The following is a 22449-nucleotide window of genomic DNA, read 5'->3' as shown; positions in this document are numbered from 1 at the left end:
CCGGCGGGCGCGTCGCACCAGCCCGACCGGGAACCCACACAGAAAGCAGGACGATGAGTTCCAAGCGTTTCGAGAACAAGACCGTGATCGTGACCGGCGCGGCCGGCGGCATCGGCGAGGCCTACGCCCGGGCGCTGGCCGGCGAGGGCGCCAACGTCGTGGTCGCCGACGTCAACGACGAGCAGGGCAAGCAGGTCGCCGCCGACATCGGCGGCCTCTACGTCCACGCCGACGTCGCCGACGTGGACTCCGCACAAGCGCTGGCCACCGCGGCCGTCGACGCCCACGGCTCGATCGACGGCCTGGTCAACAACGCCGCCATCTACGGCGGGATGAGGCTCGACTTCCTCATCACGGTGCCGTGGGACTACTACAAGAAGTTCATGAGCGTCAATCTCGACGGCGCCCTCAACGTGACCCGGGCGGTCTACCCGCACATGACGAACGGCGGGTCCATCGTCAACCAGTCCTCCACCGCCGCATGGCTCTACAGCGGCTTCTACGGTCTGGCCAAGGTCGGGGTCAACGGACTCACCCAGCAGCTCGCGACCGAGCTCGGCGGCCAGAACATCCGGGTCAACGCCATCGCCCCCGGCCCGATCGACACCGAGGCGACCCGCACCACCACGCCCGGCGAGATGGTCCAGGACATCGTGAACCGGTTGCCGCTCAAGCGGTTCGGCAAGCCCGAGGACCTCATCGGGATGTGCCTGTTCCTGCTCTCCGACGAGGCGAGCTGGATCACCGGGCAGATCTTCAACGTCGACGGCGGACAGGTCATCCGCTCATGACCGACGCCCCACCGACCGCACGGCCCCGCCTCGGCTTCGTCGGCCTCGGCAACATCGGCGGACCGATGGCCGGGAGCCTGGCGGTCTGGCCGGGCGGGCTCTCGGTGTTCGACCTGTCCGGCGACGCGGTCGCGAAGGTCGTGGAGAAGGGCGCCGACGCGGCCGACTCCCTCGCGGGCCTGGCCGAGAAGTCCGACATCATCGGCATCTGCGTGCTCGACGACGACCAGGTCCGGTCGGTGGTGACCGGAGCCGACGGCCTGCTGTCCACGGCCCGGCCGGGAACGATCATCACCGTCCACTCGACGATCGGCCCGGACACCGCGGTCGATCTGGCCGAACAGTGCGCCGCGCGGGAGGTGACCCTGCTCGACGCCCCGATCTCCGGTGGCTCGATGGGTGCGGCGTCCGGCCGGCTTGCCATCATGGTCGGAGGGCCCCGCGAGGCCTACCAGAAGCTCAAGGAACCGTTCGCGCTGACGGCCGACATGATCGTCCACGCCGGCGATGTGGGAGCGGGCACCAAGATGAAACTCGCTCGCAATCTCCTGCACTTCATCTCGTTCACCGCCACCACCGAGGCGGCCCGGCTCGCCGAGGCGGCAGGTCTCGACATCGGCAAATTGGGCAAGGTGGTCCGCCACTCCGACGCCGTCACCGGCGGCCCGGGCGCGATCATGTTGCGGGACACCACCGCACCCGTCGACACCGACGACCCCTGGTACGGCATCCTCACCGGCGTCCGCACCCTGGGCGAGAAGGACCTGTCGCTGGCGCTCGCCCTCGCCGACGAACTCGACGTCGACCTGCCACTCGGCCGTATCGCTCTGCGCGACCTGGCCGCGGGACTCGGCGTCCCCCATGCCGAAGGAGACAACACATGACCCGATCCCACATGTCCGACGAGGCACCGGAGGAGATCCGCAAGCGCGGCCTGCGGCGCATGTCCGAGGTCTACGGCTGGGAGGTCAGCGACGGCCCCGGCGACTACTTCGCGCACACCGCCGACCAGGTCTTCGGCAACGTGTGGGCCCGCGAGGGACTCACCGACCGCGACCGGCGCCTTCTCCTCCTCGGCGCCCTCGCCGCGAGCAACAACATCGACGTCGCCGAGATCCAGGCCGGCGCCGCACTGGCCAACGGCGAGCTGACCCCCGAACAGCTCGAGGAGATCGGGCTGTTCCTCTGCTATTACGTCGGCTGGCCGCAGGGCACCAAGATGCACTTCATGTTCGGCGAGGCCATCAAGAAGCACAGGAAGAACACGTGAACGCCTCCATCACCTTCCGGCCGCTCGACGGCGGCAAGGGCTCCTCGCTCCTCAGCGCCTCGCCGGTGCCGGACCTGAGCGCAGCCGGATTCACCGACACCGAGTACGCCGCCTCCGGCGTCGCCGAACGCCTCGTCGGCGACACCCCGACCCCGCCTGCGGAGTTCACCACGCGCGTCGTGGTCCGCCGGCCCGCCCAGCCGGGCAACTTCAGCGGACGCCTCGTGGTCGAGTGGCTCAACGTCAGCAGCGGCAGCGACGCGGCGCCCGAATATTCCTATCTCGCCGCCGAACTCGTGCGCAGCGGCCACGCCTACGTCGGCGTCTCGGCGCAGTACGTCGGTATCGAGGGAGGCACCGGCTCGGTCGGCGTGAGCACGGGCGCGCCGCAGGGTCTCGCCGACAAGGACCCGGAACGCTATGCCGGCCTGCATCATCCGGGCGACGCGTACTGCTACGACATCTTCGCCTCCATCGGCCGCGCGCTCCGGGACACCGACGCCGACGGGCATCCGCTGTCGGGGCTCGAGGTGTCCACGGTCCTCGCCGTCGGCGAATCCCAGTCGGCGATGGCGTTGACGACCTTCGTCAACGAGGTCCCCGCCGATGACGTCTTCGACGGGTACCTCATCCACAGCCGGGCCGCCGCCGGACTCCCGGCCGGCGAGGTGGGCACCGGCGTCGACGTGACGACGGTGTTCTCCGGTGAGCCGACCCGACTGCGCACCGATCGTGATTCCCCGATCTTCGTCCTGCAGACCGAGACCGACATCCTCACCAATTTCCGCTACTTCTCGGTGCGGCAGCCCGACGACGACCGCCTGCGGGTGTGGGAGATGGCCGGGACGTCCCACGCGGATCTGCACCAGGTGGGCGCGTTCGAGGAGTACCTGGGCTGCCCCGACCCGGTGAACCGGGGACAGCAGCGCTTCGTCCTGCGCGCCGCGCTGCGGCACCTGACGAGGTGGACCGAGGGCGGCGCTCCCCCGCCGTCCGCCGAGCCCCTGCGGTTGCGCGGAATCCACACGCCCGAGCCCGAGTTCGAGGTCGACGACCTCGGCAACGTCCTCGGCGGGGTGCGCACGCCGAGCGTCGACGCCCCGACACAGGTGCTCAGCGGCATCGTCCCGGACCCGGTGTCGCGGATCTGCCTCCTGTTCGGCACGACCCACCCGATCCCGGAACACCTGCTCGCCGATCGCTACGGCACGCGCGAGGAGTACGAGATGTGTTACGCGAACGCCACCGACGCCGCGATCGAGGCGGGATTCGTCCTCGCCGACGACCGCGAGGAACTGCTCGCCGACGCCAATCCGGAGTTGGTGCCCGAGTAGGTCAGGGCCTCGGACCGAGACATATCGCCCGCGACACCAGACTGGTGTCGCGGGCGATATGGGTTCGGGAAGGACGCACCTGGCCGGCCCGTTCGTTCGGTGCAGGTCGTCGCCGGAGGCGCCCGCACCGAATGGTCAGTTCACCGCCCGCCTGTTCTCGCCTGCCGGCCCCGCGGGCCTGACGGGCTCGCTCAGGAACCCGTCGGTGGCGTGCCGGATGCCGGGCGACATCGCATGCCCCACGTGACTGCCGTTGTACCAGTGGATACGTCCGCCCCAGTGCTGGTGCAGTCTTTGCGCGGCGGACACCCAGGTGACCCGGTCGTTCAACGCCGCGACGACCATCCGCCGGTCCGGCGCGGGCAGCGGCTCGACCGACAGCGGACTGATCACCTTGGACACCTCGCGGACCTCGTCGCTGCGCATCAGTTCGGCCAGGCGACGCCCCTTCGAGCCACCGCGGGCCATGTGGTGGGCCAACGTCGCGTGCATGTCGAGCATCGGCACCACCGCGAGGACCGAGGAGATCCGCGGGTCCATCGACGCGACCATCGCGGCGATCGGACCGCCGAGAGACGTTCCGGCGATGGTGATGTCGGCCGGATCCTGGGCGGCGATCCAGGACACGAGGGAGCGGATCTCGGCGATCGCACGGATCGTGATGAGGGTGTTCACGAGCGGGTCGAAGCCCGGATAGGCGACCTTGCTGATACGCCGTGGCCCGTGCGCGGGCAGCACCGGGAAGACGACGTCGTACCCCAGTTTCTTGTGCAGGTGCGCGGCCCGGAAGGCGTACAGGTCGTCGGCGCGGCCCTGGGCGGCGCCGTGCACCCAGATCAGCCAGCGTGCGCCCGGACGCCGCCTCGTCATCACCCGCACCGAGGCCAGGCCGTCGGCGTGCGGGTCGAGGTTCGCGACCGAGTCGGGCAGCCGGGTCTCGGTCGAGTAGTCGATGTGCTCGAAGGCCGTGGTCCCGAAGATCTTGCGATCGCGGGACAGGATGCGCGGCGCCCCGGGGTCGCGGTAGACCTCGGAGGGGTCGAGTCGGGCGAACTCGTCGGCGACGTCGCCGCAGCGCGCCACCCACGCCTCGACCTGCTCCATCGGCGGGATCTCGCGGATCACCGAGCTGACCGCGATGAACAATTCGTCGATCGCGGTCTCTCCCACCAGTCGGGGTCCGAATCCTGCTGCGGGGATACCGGTCTCGGGGTTGCCGCGGCGAGCTTCTGCCGAACTCCCGATGGCCCGCGGCAACACGCCCGCGAAGAGCCCCACGCGGGCGAGCTCGGTTTCCCAGTCGATCAACTGGCCTCCTGCGCCATGGACCTGATGCCCAGTGCATCGGCCGCCTCGTCCACCGCGGCGGACACGCGCCGCAGGAATCCCGCGGGGTCGGGCATCGACTCGGGCGTCGCGATGAGGCCCATGCTGAGGCGTCCCGCGTAGCTGTAGGTCGTGAGGTTGACGTCGGCGGGCGCGATGGCCAGCGCGAACGATATCCAGTCGACCACCTCGACGTCGCCTGCCCACCGCGTCGTGCGCGGGCCCGGGAGGTTCGCGGTGGTGATGTTGTTCATCACCACCGGCATCAGGTCGGCGGCGACGCTGCGGAAGAACGGCCCCAGCCGGCCCGTGTAGGTCGACAGCTTCTCGGTGAGCTCGAAGCCCACCTCGCGGCGGCACGCCACGGCCGCCGCGCAGCTCTCGCCGGTCGCGACGATGCGCTCCACCGGATCGGCCAGATCGGAGCGCAGGTAGGCCGACGAGGTGGCGATCTCGTTGCCGTACGTGCGCGACGAGGTGAGGTCCTTGCACACCCCGAAGATCGTGACCGAGGCGCCGGGCTCCTCGCCGCGGGCGATCAGCTCCTCCCGGATGGCGCCGGCGATGATGCCGTGCAGGGCGCCGTTGACGGTGGTGTTCGCGGCCAGGGCGATCTGCTGCACCGCATACAGGGGGATGTCGGCGGACGCGCACACCCGCGTGGCGCCGCTGCGGGAGTTGAAGCTGGTCCGGCGGGCGGTGAGCGGCTTGGGAATCCGGTCCGCGTTCTCGACCTTGCGCCGCTGGGCGACCGATCGGCGCACGGCCTTGACGAGGGCGGGCAGTTCCCGGGCCAGCCGTCGCGACTCCGCGCGTGCAGACCTGCTCAGCGCCCGGGTGTCGACGTCGTCGGCCGGTACTGCGACCGGCGCGGGCTCGACGGCGTGGCCGGGCTCGGCCGTGGCGGCCATGAAGGTGTTCAGCACGGCGAGCCCGTCGGCCACCGCATGATGGACGCGCACGACGATCGCCTGGCGGCCGCCTTCGAGACCGTGGACGAGGGTGAGCGCCCACAGCGGGTGGTCGCGATCGAGTTGTTCGACGGCCAGGTCGGAGAGCACGGCGTCGAGGTCGGCGCGACGGCCGGGCGCGGACACCCGGCGCTCGTCGAGGTGGCGTGTGACGTCGAAGTCGGTGTCGGGCACCCAGTACGGGCGCGCCGAACATCCGCGCACCCACTGGATGCGCTGGGTCGCGCGGGGGAACTTCCCGAGGTACTGCGGCAGCAGGGCGGCGAGCTCGGCGAGTTCGACGGGCCTGCCGCGCCGGGAGGTGTCGAGCACCGCCACCTTCAGCGTGTGCATGGGGTTCGACGCCGACTCCATGTTCAGCATCAGCGCGTCGGGGCCGGTCATCCGTTCGGCCGCCTCGGGCAGCGCTTCCCAGGACACCGCCCGGAGCCGGGCGTCGCGGGTCATGTTCTGCGAGTTCATCGTTCAGCTGACCTTCCGCTCGGGAACCGCGGCCTGCAGCTCGCGCTTGAGGATCTTGCCGGTCGCGTTGCGCGGCAGCTCGTCGAGGAAGTGGACGTCGCGGGGCACCTTGAAGCCGGCCAGCTGCTCGCGGACGTGCTGCTGGATCTGTTCGGCGCCGATCAGGGTCTGCGGCGCCCGCACGACGTAGGCGGCGAGGCGCTGGCCGAACTTCTCGTCGTCGACCCCGATGACGGCGACCTCGTGGACGGCGTCGAGGGCCGCGATGACCTGCTCGACCTCGAGCGGGTAGACGTTCTCGCCGCCCGAGACGATCATCTCGTCGTCCCGGCCGACCACGAACAGGCGACCGTTCTCGTCGATCCGCCCGACGTCGCCGGACACCATGTGCCCGTCGGCGAACGCCTTGCTGTCGGAGCTGGTGTAGCCGTCGAAGCCGGAGTTGTTGGCGACGACGATGCGGCCGATCTCCCCGACCGGCAGGACCCGGTCCTCGTCGTCGAGGATGCGGACGCTGGTGCCGACCAGCGGCCGGCCGGCGGTCTCGGGGGCCGCGCGCAGGTCCTCGGGCGTCGCGGTGCTGATCAGCCCGGCCTCGGTCGCGTTGTAGCTGTTGTAGACGATGTCGCCGAAGCGGTCCATGAACGCGATGAGTGCGTCGGTGCGCATCCGCGAGCCGCTGGCTGTGACGAAGCGCAGGCTCGGCATCGGGCGCGCGTCGAGCACGTCGTCGGGCAGGTCGATGATGCGTTCGAGCATCACCGGCACGACGGCCAGGCCGGTGGCCTCGTGCTCGCGGACGAGATCGAGCGTGGCCACCGGGTCGAACCGGCGCCGCATGATCATCGTGCAGGTCATGGTCGCGGAGATGGCGACCTGGCCGAAGCCCCAGGCGTGGAAGATCGGTGCGGCGATGACCGTCGATTCCCCTGCCCGCCAGGGAATCCGGTCGAGCATCGCGGCCAGCGAGGCGACGTCGGTGCTGCCGCCGCGCCGGGCGCCCTTGGGAGTGCCGGTGGTGCCCGACGTCAGCAGCACGATGCGCCCGGCCCGCGCCGGCCGCTCGGGACGGCGGCCGAGGTTCGCGGCGATGAGCGCGTCGACGGTGTGCCCGCCGACCGGTCCGGAATCGGTCCAGGCGTGGACCCGACGCAGGCGCGGAAGGCGTTCGGCGGCAGGGGCGATGACGGCATCGAACTCATCGTCGGCGATGAGGATGTCGGCGCCTTCGCGCTCGAGGACGTCGGCGAGCTGCGGCCCGGCGAAGCCGGTGTTGAGGAGCACCGCGTCGGCGCCGAGGCGCGACGTGGCGGCCAGTGCCTCGATGAGCCCGCGGTGATTGCGGCACAGGATGGCGACGGTGGCGGGACGGCCGCCGGGCAGGTCTCGAAGTCCCACGGCGAGGGCGTCGCACCGGGCGTCGAGTTCGCCCCAGGTGAGTTGTCCGGCCTCGTCGATGAGGGCCAGTCCCTTCGGGGACCTCGCCGCGGCCAGGCCGATGCCGCTGACCGGGGACGCCCCGCCGTGACGTCGCAGGTTGAGTCCCATCCGGATGTAGCGGTCGAGGCGCAGCGAGCCGAGGAATCCGCTGCGGACGAGGGTCCGCACGAGCCAGGTGTAGGTGGCGAGTCGTTCTCGAAGTGTGGTGAGCATGGGGGTTCTCCTTCCGGTCAGCCGAGAACCGGGAACCGGCGTTCGCGGGCGAGACCGTCGAGGGCGTGCTGCATCCGCTTGCGGATCATCTGGTCCACCTCGTCGTGGTCCGGGTCGGTGCCGAACTCGGCGGTGATGTCGATCGGGTCGAGCACCTCCGTGACGAGCTTCGACGGCAGCGGGATGTTGGGCGGGAAGTGCGCGTTGAAACCGAACGGGAACCCGAAGGCGAACGGGGCGCTGTCGATGCGCAGCAGCTTGTCCAGCCGCAGCAGCTTGGCGAGGGTGTCTCCGCGGTTGAGGAAGAGCTGTGTCTCCTGGCCGCCGATGGTCACGATCGGGACGATCGGCACCCCGGCCTCGAGGGCCGTCCGGACGTATCCGGTCCGGCCGTGGAAGTCGATGACTGCCGATTGGCTGGTGGGCCGCAGCACCTCCCACTCGCCGCCGGGGAACACGATGGTGGCCGCACCGGCCTTCAGCGCCGCGACGGCGTTCTTGGGATGCGCGGGGAGGAATCCGAACTTGCCGAAGACGTCCTTGCCGGCGCCGGTGAAGATGAGGTCGTGGGCCAGGGTGTAGAGCGGCCGGTCGGCGCCGAACTCGTCGGCGAAGGCGACGCTGATCACCGGGACGTCGAACGCCATGAGTCCGCCCGAGTGGTTCGACACGAGCAGGACGCCCCCGTCGGGCACCTTGTCCATGCCGCGTACCTCGGAACGGAAGTAGGTCTTCACCACGAGTTTCAGCACAGGCAGGACACGCTTGACCCAGGTCTCGTCGCGCGCGGTGAGGTCGAAGGTCGGGGCGGTCATCGTCCACCTCTCACTGATCGGGAAAACACCAGAAACTAGAACACGTTCTAGTGTTGAATTAGAACACGTTCTATTTCGGGTCGCCACCTGGAGTAACCCATCCCACAGTCCAAGTGATCGGAGTCACATGGAGTTCATCCTCGAGGACATCTCCGAGGCCGAGGTCGCACGTCGGCGCGGCGTCTACACGCCGCTCACCGACACCGTCCGCGACCTCGTCGACGCCGTCATCCGCACCGAGGTCTCCGAGGACGCCCTCGACGACGCCCGCCGCCGGATCGCCGAGGTCGTCGCGGACCTGCGCAGCAAGCAGATGGACGGCCCGTACGGGGTCCGGCACACCCGCCAGAACACCGGCATGGCCTGGGGCAACGCCGTCATCGGGGTGCGCAATGCCTTGGCTCCGCCGCTGGACGTCGTCCACGTCGACGACGGGGTGCGCTCCGACTTCACCCTCGGCGCCGCCTACGAGGGCCCGCCCGGCTGCGTGCACGGAGGCGTCTGCGCGATGCTCCTCGACCATCTGCTCGGCAACGCCGCGAGCACCGAGGGCCCCTGCTACACCGGCACCATCACCATCCGCTACCTGCGTCCCACGCGCCTCGGCGCACTCAGTGCACGCGCCTGGGTGACCGAGCGGACCGGTCGCAAGCTGTACGCGAAGGGCACCATCTCCGACGCCGAGGGCGTGACCTGCGAGGCCGAGGGCGTCTTCATCGTGCCGAGGTCGGCGGTCGACACCCCGGCCGTGCGCTGGTCGCAGGGCTGAGCCCGATGCGTGCCGCCGTCACCACCGGCCGGGCCGGTGCCGATGCCTTCGAGGTCACCGAACTGCCCGACCCCACACCCGGCCCCGGTGACCTCGTATTGCGAGTGGCCGCGAACGGGATCTGCGGGTCCGACCTGTCCACGGCGCCGTTCCTGCCGCCCGGCGTGGTGATGGGGCACGAGTTCGCCGGCGAGGTGGTGGCGATCGGTCCGCGCTCGGGCCCCGGCGGCGACACCGACTTCCGGGTGGGCGATCTGGTCGCATCGATGCCGGTGCGCGGCTGCCATCGGTGCCGGGCCTGCCTGGCCGGCGACATCGCCCGCTGCCCTTCGGCGCAGACGCTCGGCCTCGGCGTGCTCCCGGGAGCCTTGGCGGAGTTCGTCGTGGTGGGTGCCGCCGAGAGCGTCCGGGTCGAGGGCGTCGATCCCGTCGAGGGCGCGCTGGTCGAGCCGCTCGCGGTCGGCCTCCATGCGGTCACGCGCGCGGCGATCGCCCCCGACGACCGGGTCCTGGTCCTCGGCGCCGGGCCCGTGGGGACGGCGGCCCTCCATTGGCTGTCGCGCGGCGTCGCGGGCGAGGTGATCTGCTCCGACCCCTCCCCGGGCAGGCGCGCCGCGGCACTCGATGCCGGCGCGTCGGCGGTCTGCGTGCCCGAGGAGGTGCCCGGCCACGTCCGGGACGGGTTCGACGTGGTGATCGAATGCGTCGGCAAGCCCGGCATGGTCGCGAGCGCGCTCGACGCCGTCGCGACACACGGCCGGATCGTCGTGGCGGGCGTGTGCCTGTCCGAGGACCGTTTCATGCCGGTCGCGGGAGTGGTGAAAGAGGTGTCGATCCACTTCGTCTCGTACTACACGCGCGCCGAGTTCGCGACCGCCGCAGCGGAGTTGAGCAGCGGCGCGGTCGGGTCGTCGACGCTGGTGAGCGCGATCGTCGGGCTCGACGCGGTCGGCCGGGTGTTCACCGAGCTGTCGGAGCCCAACGACCACCGGAAGGTTCTCGTGGCACCCGCCGTCGGGTGAGGAAGTCTTCGCCCGAGACCCGTCCCGGCGTAACGTCGGACGGGTGAGCAACGGCGTTCCCGATTCCCCGACCACCGGACATCCCGCACCCTTCAGCCCGGACGAGGCCGAGCGCGTCCGGGCGATCTGGACCGGACTGCGACTGCCCGGTCTCATCGACGTGCACACGCACTTCATGCCGCGGTCGGTGATGGACAAGGTGTGGGCCTACTTCGATTCCGCCGGCCCCCTGGTCGGCCGCGAGTGGCCGATCGCCTACCGCGCCGACGAGGACGTCCGCGTGGAGACGCTGCGCGCCTTCGGCATCCGCGCCTACTCGTCGCTGGTCTATCCACACAAACCCGACATGGCGGAGTGGCTCAACGGATGGGCGCAGGACTTCGCCACGAACCATCCCGACTGCCTGCACACGGCGACCTTCTATCCGGAGGAGTCGGCCGCCGTGTACGTCTCCCGCGCGATCCAGTCCGGCACACAGGTCTTCAAGTCGCACATCCAGGTCGGCGACTACTCGCCGACGGACCCGTTGCTCGACGGGGTCTGGTCGCAGATCGCCGATTCGCAGGTGCCGGTCATCATCCACTGCGGGTCGGGTCCGGCACCGGGCGCGCACACCGGCCCGGAGCCCGTCCACGCTCTGCTGCAGCGATTTCCGTCGCTGCCGCTGATCATCGCGCACATGGGCATGCCGGAGTACGAGGCCTTCCTCGACCTAGCCCTCGAGTATCCGAACGTCCACCTCGACACGACGATGGCCTTCACCGACTTCGCCGAGGAGGACGCCCCGTTCCCCGACGACCTGCGGGCACGACTGGCGGAGGCCGGCGACAAGGTGCTCTTCGGCAGCGACTTCCCCAACATCCCCTACGGCTACACCCACGCGCTCGAGGCGGTCACCGCGCTGGGCATGGGCGACGAGTGGGTGGCAAAAGTGCTCTACCACAATGCTTCCCGACTGTTCGGGGTGAGTGGGTCCTGATGCCGACGCCCGGCTGTCGTCGCGTTCCGGTCCCCCGGCCGCGCGACACCCGATCGTCCGGGGAGGTTTACGGGCTGCTTCCTCGGCACCATCTGCCGTGGAAACCGAGTGCCGGGGTACGCCTCACGATCTGACAGGAATCCCCGGACGTGCGACCCTTGGTGGTGCCCGTTCGATCACGGCATGGCGCCCTCGATGCCGGCGGCTTGGTCGAGACATCGCGAGCAGGCACACCGAGGTTCATTCGTCCGTACGAATATCCGGCAGAACCACTCGACTCCCCACTACAGTGCAACCGACCCGTGGCTTTCGTCATGACGCCCCAGACGGAAGACGAGCGAGCGAGAAAGGGCCGAGGATGACACGCGAACTGGCCCGCACCGGCATCCCGATCATCTACGACCCCGACGCGATGAGGTCGCCGGCGCGGTCGGGAGAGTCCGCGCGTGCGCCGAAGGCGTCCGAGACCACCGCGGCGATGATCGTCTCCGACATCGTCTCTCTCGGCCTGAGTCGCGGCGATCGCCTCCCGGCGGAGAACGCCATGCTCGCTGACTATTCGGTGAGCCGAGAGACCCTGCGCGAGGCACTGCGCATCCTCGAGGTCCAGGGACTGATCACCCTCAAACGCGGTCCGGGTGGCGGGCCGTTCGTGGGAGCGCTGAACGCGTCGTACCTGGCACGCACCGCTTCGCTGTATTTCCATCTCGCCGGCGCAACCTACGACGAGGTCTTCGACACGTGGATGGTCCTCGAGCCGCCGCTGTCGGCGAAGGTGGCGCGTATCGAGGACCGTGCGATGAAGGAAGCGGCGTTCTCCCGGTTCCTCGACTACGACGCCGCCGACCACCAATCGAACGAGATCGTCGGCGATTTCACCAATTTCCACACCGTCATCGCCGAGTTGAGCGGCAACCGCGTGCTCACGCTCCTGACCCAGGCGATCGACCACATCGTCGTCGAGCATGTACTCGACGCCGCACGAGGCACCCTCGGCGAGGACGACTCGATGAGCCACGATCACACCGAGATCGCCCGGGCGATCATCGCCGGACGTCCGCGCAAGGCCGAGACGCTGATGCACGAACACATCAACGACGTGGTCGAGCGCTTCCGGGCACGTCACCCCGACCGCGCGAGCGAACTCGTGCAGTGGATGTGATCCGGCCGCGCGGGTGACCCCGCGTGGCGTCAGAGCACCTGGGACAAGAAGGTGCGCAGCCGATCCGATTTCGCGTCGTCGAAGATCTCGTCGGGCGCACCGGTTTCCACCACCACGCCGTGGTCCATGAAGAGCACGTTGTCGCTGACATTGCGCGCAAAGCCCATCTCGTGGGTGACCACCACCATGGTCATCCCCTCTGTCGCGAGATCGGCCATGAGGGCGAGCACACCCTTGACCAGTTCGGGGTCGAGCGCCGAGGTCGCCTCGTCGAAGAACATGACCTCCGGCGCCATCGCGAGTGCCCGCGCGATCGCCACGCGCTGCTGTTGACCGCCCGACAGGCGGGCGGGCCGGACGTCGGCCTTGTTCGTCAGCCCGACGATCTCGAGCTGGCGCAACGCGACCTCGCGGGCCTCGTCCTTGCTCAGGCCCTTGAGCTTTCGGGGTCCGAGGGCGACGTTCTCGACGACTGTCTTGTGCGGGAACAGGTTGAAGTGCTGGAACACCATTCCGATCCGGCGCCGCAACTCGTCGGGGTTGTCCTTCAGGACCGACCGGCCGTCGAGCAGGATGTCGCCGGAATCGGGTTCGTACAGGCGGTTGAGCACGCGCAGCAGTGTCGACTTGCCCGAGCCCGACGGCCCGATGACGGTGGTCGTCGTGCCGGCGTCGACCTGGATGTCGACACCCTGCAGGACGTGGTGCTTGCCGAAGGACAGGTGCAGTCCGGTGCCGGTCAGCGACACCGCTTTTCGTGTGGTGGTGGCGGACATGTGCCTATCCCTTCTCGACGGCGGTGACGGGCAGCGGATCGTCCTGGACGTCGGCGGGTCGTCCGGTCCGCAGGCGACGGTCGATGTGGTTGACCAGATGGGTCAGCGGGATCGTCAGGATGAGGTACATGATGCCCGCGGCCACCAGCGGTGACAGGTTCCCGGTCTGCGCATTGAGGTCACGGCCCACGGCGAACAGCTCGCGCTGGCTCGCGAGGAGCCCGAGGAAGTAGACGAGCGAGCTGTCCTTGATGAGGCTGATGAACTGGTTCATGAGCGCGGGCAGGACCCGTCGCACACCCTGGGGCACGACGACCAGTCGCATCGACTGGCGGTAGCTGAAACCGATGGCGCGGGAGGCCTCGAGCTGCCCCTCGTCGACGCTCTGGATGCCCGACCGGAAGATCTCGCCGATGTAGGCCGCGGCGAGGAGCGCCAGCGCGACCGCGCCGAGCCAGTACGGGTTGTTACCGGTGATCCCCTTGACGACGGGACCGATGCCCAGACCGACGATGAGGATGACGACCACGGCGGGGAGCCCCCGGAAGATGTCGGTGTAAACGCGTGCGGGCCAGCGCAACCAGCGGGATCGCGAGATGCCGCAGACCGCGAGGATCATGCCGAGGATGGTGCCCAGGACGCCGGAGACCACCGACAGGATGAGGGTGTTGACCAGACCGGTCTTGATCAGCTCGGGGAAGGACTTCTGGTAGAGCTCCCAGTTGAAGAAGGTGTCGCCGAGCTGCTGAAGCGTGCTCTTGGGCTTGGTGGCCTCGCTGGGGACGTTCTTCTCCGCGTTCGCGGCGGCGACCGCGGCGATGTCCTGCAGGTCGGGTTCCGGTGCGGCCTTGCTGCCCGGCTTCCAGCCCTCGGGCAGTTCCCGGGGCACCCAGTCCTCGTAGAGCTTGGCGTACGTGCCGTCGGCGATGACGGCGTCGAGTCCGGAGTTCAGCGCCGCGACGAGATTCGGCTTGTTCTTGCCGACCGCCCAGGCGATGAAGTTGTTGACGCTGAAGGTGTTCTCGACGATCGAGGTGCCGTCGCCATCCCGGACGGCACCCTCCGCCTGCTGCGACGGCGCGACCCAGGCGTCGACCTGCCCGCTCTTGAGGTTGGCGTACGCGGTCGCGTAGTCGGGGAACTTCACCGGGTCGAGGCCCAGCGTGTTGACGACGTAGTCGTCCTGGACGGTGCCCTGCACGACGGCGACGCGGGTGGCGGCCGAGAGGTCGCCGAACGACTTGACGGGGCCGCCGTTCGGGGCGACGAGCGCGAAGTACCCGAAGTCGTAGCCGTTGGTGAAGTCGACGGTCTTGCGGCGGTCGTCGGTGGTGGTGATCGACGACGACCCGACGTCGAAACGGTTGTTGGCGACCTGCGAGAGCAGCCCTGCGAACTCGGTGCCGTTGAACTCGATCTGCAGGCCGAGCTTCTCGGCGACCGCCTTGAGGAGCTCGTTGTCGAAGCCGGTGAACACGCCCTTGCTGTTCACGCAGATGCTGGGGCCCGCGTCGGACAGGGTGCCGACGGAGAGCTTGCCGGGCACCAGCAGTTCGAGCGCGCCGACGTCGATCGAGTCCACCGGCGCCGTGGTGGGCGTGGTGTACCTGTCCTCCCCGCCCTGTTCCGCGGCGGCGAGGTTGACCGGTGCCGCCGACGCGGACTCCAGACCCGCCGGCGCACAGCTGTCTTGTGGTGCCGCCTGGGCACTCGGCGCCGGCAGTCCGAGGACTGCGAGGACACCGACGAGTGCTGCCGTCAGCGCGAGTGCGAACAGACGGACCGCGCGCGGAACGGCTCGATGAGCACGGTGGGAACTGTGGTTGGACACCACTCCGAGGCTATCCGCGGCGAGTCCCCAGGTCACAATTTTTTGCTCGCCGGTGAGCCTAACCCCGGTGAACTGGGGTTTGTCCGGATTGCCGGGCTGGGTTCGGCACGGATTTCGAGGACGGGTTCCGCAGCAGGTATCGCTGAGCGTCACCTACTGCGGAACGCGAGACACTACCCCCGCGCCGCGATCCGCGCCTGCACCTCGGGGCGTCGCAACGGCGGGACGGTCTTGGGCGGTTGCCGACGCTCGGGCAGGGCGTCGAGCAGGGTGCGGGTCGCGGCGGTGACGGCGACGACCGCGGCCTCGAAGGCCTCGGCGTTGGCCGGCGACGGCTGCCGGATGCCGCTCACCTTGCGAACGTACTGCCGGGCGGCCGCCTCGATCTCCTCTCCGGTGGCCGGCGGTTCCAGACCGCGGAGTTCGGTGATGTTGCGGCACATGGCGATTCCCTTCGCAGGCGGCGTCCTCGGGCGGTCGTCGCCGGCCGACGGGACCCGAGAGGGTCTCAGTCGCCGATCTTCACGACCGCCTTACCCAGAATCCGCCCTTCGGCCAGGTCGGTCAACGCCTCGGGCAGCTGCTCCAGTGTGTAGGTCTTGTTGACCTGGGGCGTCATGCCGTCGGCGATCATCTGCGTCAGCTCCTCGTGCAGAACCGCCGGGAGATCGGGATGGGTGCGGATGTACTCGCCCCAGGCCGCGCCGACGACGGCGATGTTGCGGAAGAGGACGCGGTTGAGCTTCACGGTCGGGATGCCGCCGGCGGCGAAGCCGACGACCACGTAACGACCGTCGGGCGCGACCTGCCGCAGCGCCTCGTCGAACACCTCGCCGCCGGACGGGTCGATCATGACGTCGACGCCCTTCGGGGCGATCTTCTTGAGTTCGGCGCCCCAGCCCTCTTCGAGCTGGACGATCTCGTCGGCGCCCGCACCGCGGAGCAACTCCTCGGCGCCCTTGCGGTGCACGATGGCGATGACCTTCGCGCCCAGGGCCTTGGCGACCATGATGGACGCGGTACCCACGCCGCCGGCGGCGCCCAGCACGCCGACGACCTCACCCGGCTGCGTGTGCGCTCGGGTCTTCAGCGCGAAGAGCGCGGTCTGGTAGTTGATGCCCATCGCCGAGCCCTGCTCGAAGGACAGCCCCTCCGGCAGCGGCAACAGTTGTTCGGGTGCCGCGGCGACCTGCTCGGCGAAGCCACCGACGATCGAGGCGACGAGGACCTTGTCCCCCACCTTCACCGACGAGCCCTCCGGGGCCGACCGCACCACGCCCGCGACCTCGGTGCCGGGGGTGAACGGCACCGGGACGCGGAGCTGGTACTTGCCCTGGCTCATCAGGAGGTCGGGGAAGCAGATGCCGCAGGACTTGACGTCGACGACCACCTGGCCGTCGGCCGGAGTGGGATCGGGGACGTCCTTCAACTCGAGTCCGGACGGGCCTGTCTCTGCAGTGAGTACCTGAGCTTTCATAGGCCTCACCCTACGCGGCGCCCCTCACACACCCGTTAGGATCTGCCCTATGTCACAGTCCGCGGCGACCCCGCCGAATGTCGTGCCGAACGCTCCGTCCGCCGAACGTCTCCGAGTCGCCGACGAGGCGCCCGGCTTCATGCCGCTCGACGAGGCGCAGACGCTGTACGAGATCGCGGCGGAGTATCTCTCCCAACCGGATTCGACGAAGGTCGGCGTGGAGATCGGTACCTACTGCGGAAAGTCGACGGTCTTCCTCGGTTCCGCCGCCGAGGCCCTCGGCGCCGTCATCGTCACCGTCGACCATCACCGGGGCTCCGAAGAGCACCAGCCGGGCTGGGAGTACCACGACGAATCGCTCGTCGACCCCCACTCGGGCAAGCTCGACACCTCGGCCCGCTTCCGCCGCACCATGTTCGACGCCGGGCTCGAGCGCACCGTCGTCGGGCTCCTGGCCCCGTCGACCGTCGCCGCCCGGATCTGGGGCAAGCCCGCCGACTTCGTCTTCATCGACGGCGGCCACAGCATGGAGGCCGCACAGAACGACCTCGACGGTTGGGCGCCGTGGGTGCGGGTGGGCGGCGCGCTGCTGATCCACGACGTCTTCCCCGACCCGGCCGACGGCGGACGCCCGCCCTACGAGATCTACTGCCAGGCACTGGCGACCGGACAGTTCACCGAGGTCCGCGCCGAGGGATCGCTGCGGGTTCTCCGACGCGACTCCGGCGAGGTGGGGCTCCGCTGACGAAGGCGTGACGCCCGACGGGAACAGGCCGGAACCCTGACCGGTACGCGCGTACCGGTCAGGCCTGTCCCATGAGCGCCCGGACCTTTCCGAGCACGTCCGGATAACGCTTGAGGTGTGCGCCGCCGTTGACGTCGAAGGCCGAGCCGGTGATCCACCGCGCCTTGTCCGAGGCGAGGAACACCACGGTGTCGGCGATCTCGGACGGCTCCCCGCTGCGGCCGAGCGGAGTGTTCTCGATGTACTCGTCGGTGAGCCCGGGGATCATCCCGATGCCCTCGGTGAGCGGCGTCGACACCAGGCCGGGAGAGACCGCGTTGACGCGCACGCCGCGTCCCGCCAGTTCGAGCGCCGCGACCTCGACGAGCATCAGGACTCCCGCCTTCGACGCGCAGTAGGCGCCCATCCCGCTACCGGGTTGCCGGCCGTTGAGCGAGGCGATGCAGGTGATCGAGCCGCCGTCGGCGATCCGTTGCCCGGCATGCTTGATGACCAGGAACGTCCCGGTGAGACATACGTCGACGGTGTGCCGCCACGCGCTGAGTTCGAGTTCGGTGAGCGCGCCCGGATCGGAGAGCCCGGCGCAGTTGACCATCGTGTCGAACTCGCCGACGGCGTCGAAACCCGCGGCGACCGAGTCCTCGTCGGTGACGTCGAGGCGCAGCGCGCTCACGGTGTCGCCGCGTTCGGCGGCGACCTGCTCGGCGGCGTCGCCGTTCACGTCGGCCACGACGACTTCGACGCCCTCCGCGATGAGCGCGTCGACGGTGGCCAGCCCGATGCCCGACGCCCCGCCGATGACGACCGCCCGCCTCATCGAACGCCCGCGGTCTGTGCGGTCAGATGACGCGACAGGAACGAGACCTCGTGGTCGACGCAGGGTTCGAAGAAGTCGTTGCCCTCGAAGACCCCGAAGTGATCGCACGGGTAGTGCCGAACCTCGGCGCGCGCCTTGAACGCCGCCTTGGCCGCGGCGTGCGGCGGTGCGGCCGAGTCGAAGTCGGCGATCTGAACCAGGACCGGGGCGTTGATCCGGTCGACGTGCTTGTCGGCGCGGAACCCGCCGATCTCGAGTCCGACCGAGGCATCGACCTCGTTGCGCCACGACGGCCCGGCGATCGCGAGGTAGCTCTCCAGGAATCCGGGGGCGGTCAGCGCTGCGCCCTGGTCGCCGGGTTTGCCGACGACCCGCATCATCTTCGGCCGTCCGCCGAGCTTCTGCGCCACCGAGCTGGCCACCGCGGTGGCCGTCGACCGCGCCATCGCCGCCCCGCCGGCCTGGCTGTACGCGACACGGCCGGCCGCGAGGCCGTTGACCAACGGCACCACCGCGACGACCGCCGCGATGTCGGCGCGGTCGGCGGCGACGGTCAGCGCGTGCCCGCCCGACTGCGACACGCCCCAGAGGATGATCCGATTGGGATCGACGCCCGGTTGCCGTTTGGCCGCGACGATCGCGGCCCGGTAGTCGTCGGCCTGACGTTCCAGCGAGATCTGCTGGCGCGGTTCGCCTCCCGATAACCCGAAGCCCCGGTAGTCGAAGGCGAGCACCGCGAGTCCGGCGTCGGCGAGACGCAGGGCGAACGGCGCCAGGCCCGAGTCCTTGGTGCCGGCGAACCCGTGTGCCATGACCACCACGGGCCGCTTGCCGTCGACCTCGAACGGCGAGGACGCCGTGCCGGGGAAGAACCAGGCGTCGCACTCGACTCCCGCCGACGGGAAGCGGACGGTTTCTGCTCCGGTGGGGACGCTCATGCCGAGGCCTCCGATCCCGCGGTCACGCCGGCCGAGACGGTGTCGGCGACCCCGGCCCAGCGCACCGGTCCGAGTTCCTGCGCGCGCCTGCGACCTTCGGGCAATTCCTTGGTCCGGATGTTGTGCTCGTACAGGTAGTGGTCGAGCTGCTGGGTGTGTCGCGCGCTCTTCACCATGTGGCCGGTGAAGAACTCGGTGTCGGCCTTGATGGTCTCCCTCATCTCCGGGACCGACGGCGGCCGGTAGTTGCCGGTCGCATATGCCCCGATCACCCGCGCCTGGCACTCGACGAACGGGAACAGCGTCGGGACCGCCTGCGCGAAGCCCGCGAAGACGAGGTCGTCGATGCCCGGGTAGAACATGCGCTTGTAGAGGTCGATGTGGTTGTCCGGCGCACTGATGAACTCGGGATCGAAGAACGGGAAGGTGATGTTGTATCCCGTTGCGTAGATGATGATGTCGAAGTCGTCGGACGTGCCGTCCTCGAAGTGTACGGTCGAGCCGTCGAGCCGGCTGACGTTGGGCTTGGCGACGACGTCGCCGGAGCCGAGTCGGAGCGGCAGCTCCACCGACTGGGTCGGATGCGCCTCGAAGAACTTGTGATTCGGCGTCGGCAGCCCGTAGTCCTCGGGGTGGCCGGCGGTCAGCGGCTGCATGACCTGCATGAACTTCCGCTGCCACGACATCGGGATGTAGGGCGAGGTGCGGTAGTACTTGTCGGCGGGCTTGCCGCCGAAGTACTTCGGCACGATCCACGCGCCGGACCGGGTGGACAGCGTCAGCTTGTTGTCCAGCGCCTTCGACGACAGCTCGACGGCGATGTCGGCGGCGCTGTTGCCGAGGCCGACGACGAGAATCCGCTTGCCGCTGAAGTCATGCGGGGTCCGGGGGTCGATGTAGTGATGCGCGTGCATCTCGATGCCGTCGAACTCGCCGGGGAAGCCCGGGTAGCGCGGGTCCCAGTGGTGGCCGTTGGCGACGATGAGCAGGTCGAACCGGCGGCGTTCACCGCGCTGCGTCTCCAGCTCCCAGCCGCCGCCGTCGAGCCTGCGCGCGTGCTCGACGCCGTTGGTGAACTCGATGCTCGGCAGCAGGTCGAACGCCTCGGCGTAGGCGTCGAGGTAGGCCTTGATCTGGGTGTGGTGGGGGAAGTCCGGGTACTCCTCGGGCATCGGGAAGTCCCGGAACGACAGCTGGTGCTTCGAGGTGTCGATGTGCAGAGACCGGTACGCGCTGCTGTGGCCGTTCGGGTTGCCGAAGGCCCAGTTGCCGCCGATTCGGTCGGAACTCTCGAAACACGTGTACGGGACGCCGTAGTCGGTGAGCATTTTGCCCGCCGTCAGGCCGCTGATCCCGGCACCGATGATCGCGGTGGTTGGTAAAGGCACGCTGCCCCCTCGAGACGAGTCGGGTGTAGACACAATCTGATTTGTGTCTACACGATGACCGGGCGCGCGGTGTACGGATTCCACGATCTGTCCACCCCTTGTTAGTCTTCGGCCAGTGAGTCGCCCGTCCCACCGGGCGACCGCACCCGAGCACCGCCGGAGAACCAGGGAGGGCCGTGACCGAGGCAACCACGTCGGTGACCGAACGCCTCCTCGATGCCACCGAGAAACTGCTGGCGGAGAAGGGCATCCGCGCGACGACGATGCAGCAGGTCGCCGAGTCGGCCGGGGTCTCCCGCGCGTGGCTCTACCGGCACTACCCCGACAAGCCGTCGATGATCGGGGCGACGATCGTCCGGCTCACCGAGTCGTTCTGGCGCGAGGCCCGTGCCGAACTCGACACCATCGACGGCTTCGCGGGTCAGCTCACCGCGGGCGTCCGGATCGGACGCGGGGCATACGACGACCCGGGCACCCTGCTGATGCGGCTGCGCACCGAGGAACCGCACGAGTTCGCCGAGTGCGCCGGGATCGGCGTGGTGAGGCTCGTCCCCGACCTCGCGGCGTTCTGGCTCCCCTACGTCGAGGCGGCAGCACGCCGCGGGGAGATCCATCCCGGCCACGACCTGCGCGAGGTCTCCGAATGGGTTGCGCGCGTGCTGATCAGCCTCGGCACATCGCCGGGCGAGACCATCGACATCGACGACGCCGCACAGGTCCGCCGCCACGTCGAGCGGTACGTGATGCCGGGCCTGCGAGCACACCCCGACGCCTGAGTCGGCCCCGACATCACCCCGGCCCGGCGACTTCGACGGGAGTCGCCGACACCGAACGACGTCGCAGGCGGCGTCGACCGAGGATGCGGCACGCTCGTTAGGACGACTGCCGGCAGAACGTGCACGCAACCCCTGCACCAGGGCCCGACGGCGGCGGGCACGCCGACTACACGGCCGCGGGCGCGAGGTCGAGCTTTCCGGCCAGTTTGGCGAGGTAGCCGCTCGCCCGCTCGACCGAGTCGTCGGGCAGGCCGTAGAGCACGGTGGTCACCCCGATCTCGCGCCACTTCTCCAGCTTCTCGGGAACCGGCTTGAAGTCGAGCACCACGACCTGCGGATCACCTTCACGACCGGCGTCGGTCCAGATCCGCTTGAGCAGGGCGACCGATCCCTCGATGTCCTCTTCGCCCGGCGTGGTGATCCACCCGTCGGCGCTTCGTGCGATCCACTTGAAGTTCTTCTCGTTGCCCGCCGCGCCGACCTGCACCGGGATGTGGGACTGAGGCGGCTTCGGCCATGCCCAACTGGGACCGAATCGCACGAATTCCCCGTCGAATTCGGCCTCCTCCTGCGTCCACAACACGTTCATCGCCTCGAGGTACTCGCGGAGCATGGTCCGACGACGCTTCGGCGGAACGTTGTGGTCGGCCAATTCGTCCAGGTTCCAACCGAATCCGACGCCGAGCGTGACCCGGCCGTCGGAGATGTGGTCGAGGGTGGCGATCGTCTTGGCGAGCGTGATCGGGTCGGACTGGACGGGCAGGGCCACGGCGGTGGCCAGGCGGATGCGCTCGGTGACCGCCGCCGCCGAGGCCAGCGACGTCCACGGGTCGAGCGTCCGCATGTAGCGCTCGTCGGGCAGCGTCTCGTCACCGGTCCGCGGGTGCGCGGCCTCCCGCTTCGTCGGGATGTGACCGTGCTCGGGCACGTAGTACGACGCGAACCCCGCCTTCTCGATCAGCGGCGCCAGCACATGCGGCTTGAGCCCCCGATCGCTGGTGAACTGGACGATCCCGAAATCCATGGCGCCTCCCCTGGCGGCGTTGCTCTGCCGTCCGTCGACTAACCGGACGCATGACTGGACACCAGTCTAGGTGATGGGCGCCACAGAGAACAGGGAGTTGGTCACTTCGATCCCGAGGCCTCC

General features: G+C 69.3%; 22 protein-coding genes. 10 read left to right on the top strand and 12 right to left on the bottom strand.

Translation table 11 applies throughout. From position 1 onward, the window contains the following. Positions 1–53 precede the first annotated feature (53 nt). The 4 genes from GP2_RS04550 to GP2_RS04535 are packed head-to-tail and all read left to right on the top strand — an operon-like array spanning position 54 to position 3395. A complete protein-coding gene (locus tag GP2_RS04550; RefSeq protein ID WP_006899296.1) occupies positions 54–791 on the top strand; it encodes an SDR family oxidoreductase in 738 nt (245 codons plus the stop codon). Then, positions 788–1675, top strand: coding sequence for an NAD(P)-dependent oxidoreductase (locus tag GP2_RS04545; RefSeq protein WP_006899295.1), 888 nt, complete (start codon positions 788–790; stop codon positions 1673–1675). The genes GP2_RS04550 and GP2_RS04545 overlap by 4 nt, the downstream gene beginning before the upstream one ends. Beyond that, a complete protein-coding gene (locus GP2_RS04540) occupies positions 1672–2061 on the top strand; it encodes a carboxymuconolactone decarboxylase family protein (RefSeq protein WP_006899294.1) in 390 nt (129 codons plus the stop codon). Before GP2_RS04545 ends, GP2_RS04540 begins: the two co-directional genes overlap by 4 nt. Continuing rightward, complete coding sequence (locus GP2_RS04535; RefSeq protein ID WP_006899293.1) at positions 2058–3395, top strand: alpha/beta hydrolase domain-containing protein; 1338 nt, start codon at positions 2058–2060, stop codon at positions 3393–3395. Before GP2_RS04540 ends, GP2_RS04535 begins: the two co-directional genes overlap by 4 nt. A 135-nt stretch (positions 3396–3530) precedes the next feature. Here GP2_RS04535 and GP2_RS04530 read toward each other — a convergent pair whose 3' ends face one another. The 4 genes from GP2_RS04530 to GP2_RS04515 form a co-directional block, all read right to left on the bottom strand. Further along, positions 3531–4703, bottom strand: a complete 1173-nt coding sequence (locus GP2_RS04530; RefSeq protein ID WP_006899292.1) for an alpha/beta fold hydrolase — start codon at positions 4701–4703, stop codon at positions 3531–3533. Next, on the bottom strand, positions 4700–6076 hold the full coding sequence (locus tag GP2_RS04525; RefSeq protein ID WP_373278927.1) for a wax ester/triacylglycerol synthase domain-containing protein: 1377 nt from the start codon (positions 6074–6076) through the stop codon (positions 4700–4702). Before GP2_RS04525 ends, GP2_RS04530 begins: the two co-directional genes overlap by 4 nt. Before the next feature lie 81 nt (positions 6077–6157). Then, the gene (locus GP2_RS04520) at positions 6158–7807 is read right to left on the bottom strand and encodes an AMP-binding protein (protein WP_006899290.1); all 1650 of its coding nucleotides are present in this window, start codon (positions 7805–7807) and stop codon (positions 6158–6160) included. Between the two features lie 17 nt (positions 7808–7824). Then, complete coding sequence (locus GP2_RS04515; protein WP_006899289.1) at positions 7825–8622, bottom strand: 1-acyl-sn-glycerol-3-phosphate acyltransferase; 798 nt, start codon at positions 8620–8622, stop codon at positions 7825–7827. 127 nt (positions 8623–8749) lie between these two features. Here GP2_RS04515 and GP2_RS04510 point away from each other — a divergent pair, with 127 nt between their 5' ends. From GP2_RS04510 to GP2_RS04495, 4 genes are all read left to right on the top strand, one after another. After that, positions 8750–9391 (top strand): PaaI family thioesterase, encoded by a 642-nt coding sequence (locus GP2_RS04510; RefSeq protein WP_006899288.1) that lies wholly within the window; start codon positions 8750–8752, stop codon positions 9389–9391. Positions 9392–9396: 5 nt separating this feature from the next. After that, a complete protein-coding gene (locus GP2_RS04505; RefSeq protein WP_006899287.1) occupies positions 9397–10413 on the top strand; it encodes an alcohol dehydrogenase catalytic domain-containing protein in 1017 nt (338 codons plus the stop codon). A 43-nt stretch (positions 10414–10456) separates the two neighbouring features. Beyond that, a complete protein-coding gene (locus tag GP2_RS04500) occupies positions 10457–11392 on the top strand; it encodes an amidohydrolase family protein (protein WP_006899286.1) in 936 nt (311 codons plus the stop codon). 358 nt (positions 11393–11750) lie between these two features. Continuing rightward, complete coding sequence (locus GP2_RS04495; RefSeq protein ID WP_006899285.1) at positions 11751–12554, top strand: FadR/GntR family transcriptional regulator; 804 nt, start codon at positions 11751–11753, stop codon at positions 12552–12554. Positions 12555–12583: 29 nt separating this feature from the next. Here GP2_RS04495 and GP2_RS04490 read toward each other — a convergent pair whose 3' ends face one another. The 4 genes from GP2_RS04490 to GP2_RS04475 all read right to left on the bottom strand — a co-directional run bounded on the left by GP2_RS04490 (position 12584) and on the right by GP2_RS04475 (position 16638). Next, positions 12584–13330 carry an amino acid ABC transporter ATP-binding protein gene (locus tag GP2_RS04490; RefSeq protein WP_006899284.1) on the bottom strand — a complete coding sequence of 249 codons (747 nt, stop codon included), beginning with the start codon at positions 13328–13330 and terminating at the stop codon, positions 12584–12586. 4 nt (positions 13331–13334) lie between these two features. Then, positions 13335–15161, bottom strand: coding sequence for an ABC transporter substrate-binding protein/permease (locus GP2_RS04485; protein ID WP_040526420.1), 1827 nt, complete (start codon positions 15159–15161; stop codon positions 13335–13337). Positions 15162–15334: 173 nt separating this feature from the next. Next, the gene (locus GP2_RS04480; RefSeq protein ID WP_006899282.1) at positions 15335–15604 is read right to left on the bottom strand and encodes a DUF2277 domain-containing protein; all 270 of its coding nucleotides are present in this window, start codon (positions 15602–15604) and stop codon (positions 15335–15337) included. 65 nt (positions 15605–15669) lie between these two features. Continuing rightward, positions 15670–16638, bottom strand: a complete 969-nt coding sequence (locus GP2_RS04475) for an NADPH:quinone oxidoreductase family protein (protein WP_006899281.1) — start codon at positions 16636–16638, stop codon at positions 15670–15672. 49 nt (positions 16639–16687) lie between these two features. Between GP2_RS04475 and GP2_RS04470 the strand changes: the two genes are divergently transcribed. Then, complete coding sequence (locus GP2_RS04470; protein ID WP_006899280.1) at positions 16688–17383, top strand: class I SAM-dependent methyltransferase; 696 nt, start codon at positions 16688–16690, stop codon at positions 17381–17383. A 58-nt stretch (positions 17384–17441) separates the two neighbouring features. Here GP2_RS04470 and GP2_RS04465 read toward each other — a convergent pair whose 3' ends face one another. Genes GP2_RS04465 through GP2_RS04455 form a run of 3 tightly spaced genes read right to left on the bottom strand, consistent with a single transcriptional unit; the run spans position 17442 to position 20526 of the window. Beyond that, complete coding sequence (locus GP2_RS04465; RefSeq protein ID WP_006899279.1) at positions 17442–18200, bottom strand: SDR family NAD(P)-dependent oxidoreductase; 759 nt, start codon at positions 18198–18200, stop codon at positions 17442–17444. After that, complete coding sequence (locus GP2_RS04460) at positions 18197–19138, bottom strand: alpha/beta hydrolase (protein ID WP_006899278.1); 942 nt, start codon at positions 19136–19138, stop codon at positions 18197–18199. Before GP2_RS04460 ends, GP2_RS04465 begins: the two co-directional genes overlap by 4 nt. Next, positions 19135–20526 (bottom strand): flavin-containing monooxygenase, encoded by a 1392-nt coding sequence (locus GP2_RS04455; protein WP_006899277.1) that lies wholly within the window; start codon positions 20524–20526, stop codon positions 19135–19137. Before GP2_RS04455 ends, GP2_RS04460 begins: the two co-directional genes overlap by 4 nt. Before the next feature lie 176 nt (positions 20527–20702). Between GP2_RS04455 and GP2_RS04450 the strand changes: the two genes are divergently transcribed. After that, positions 20703–21302, top strand: a complete 600-nt coding sequence (locus GP2_RS04450; RefSeq protein WP_006899276.1) for a TetR/AcrR family transcriptional regulator — start codon at positions 20703–20705, stop codon at positions 21300–21302. Between the two features lie 166 nt (positions 21303–21468). Here GP2_RS04450 and GP2_RS04445 read toward each other — a convergent pair whose 3' ends face one another. Then, positions 21469–22326, bottom strand: coding sequence for an LLM class F420-dependent oxidoreductase (locus tag GP2_RS04445; RefSeq protein WP_006899275.1), 858 nt, complete (start codon positions 22324–22326; stop codon positions 21469–21471). Positions 22327–22449: the final 123 nt, after the last annotated feature.

It is taken from the genome of Gordonia paraffinivorans NBRC 108238 (assembly GCF_000344155.1).
GTDB classification, from domain to species: Bacteria; Actinomycetota; Actinomycetes; order Mycobacteriales; family Mycobacteriaceae; genus Gordonia; species Gordonia paraffinivorans.
This window is presented reverse-complemented; position numbering and strand designations above follow the sequence as displayed.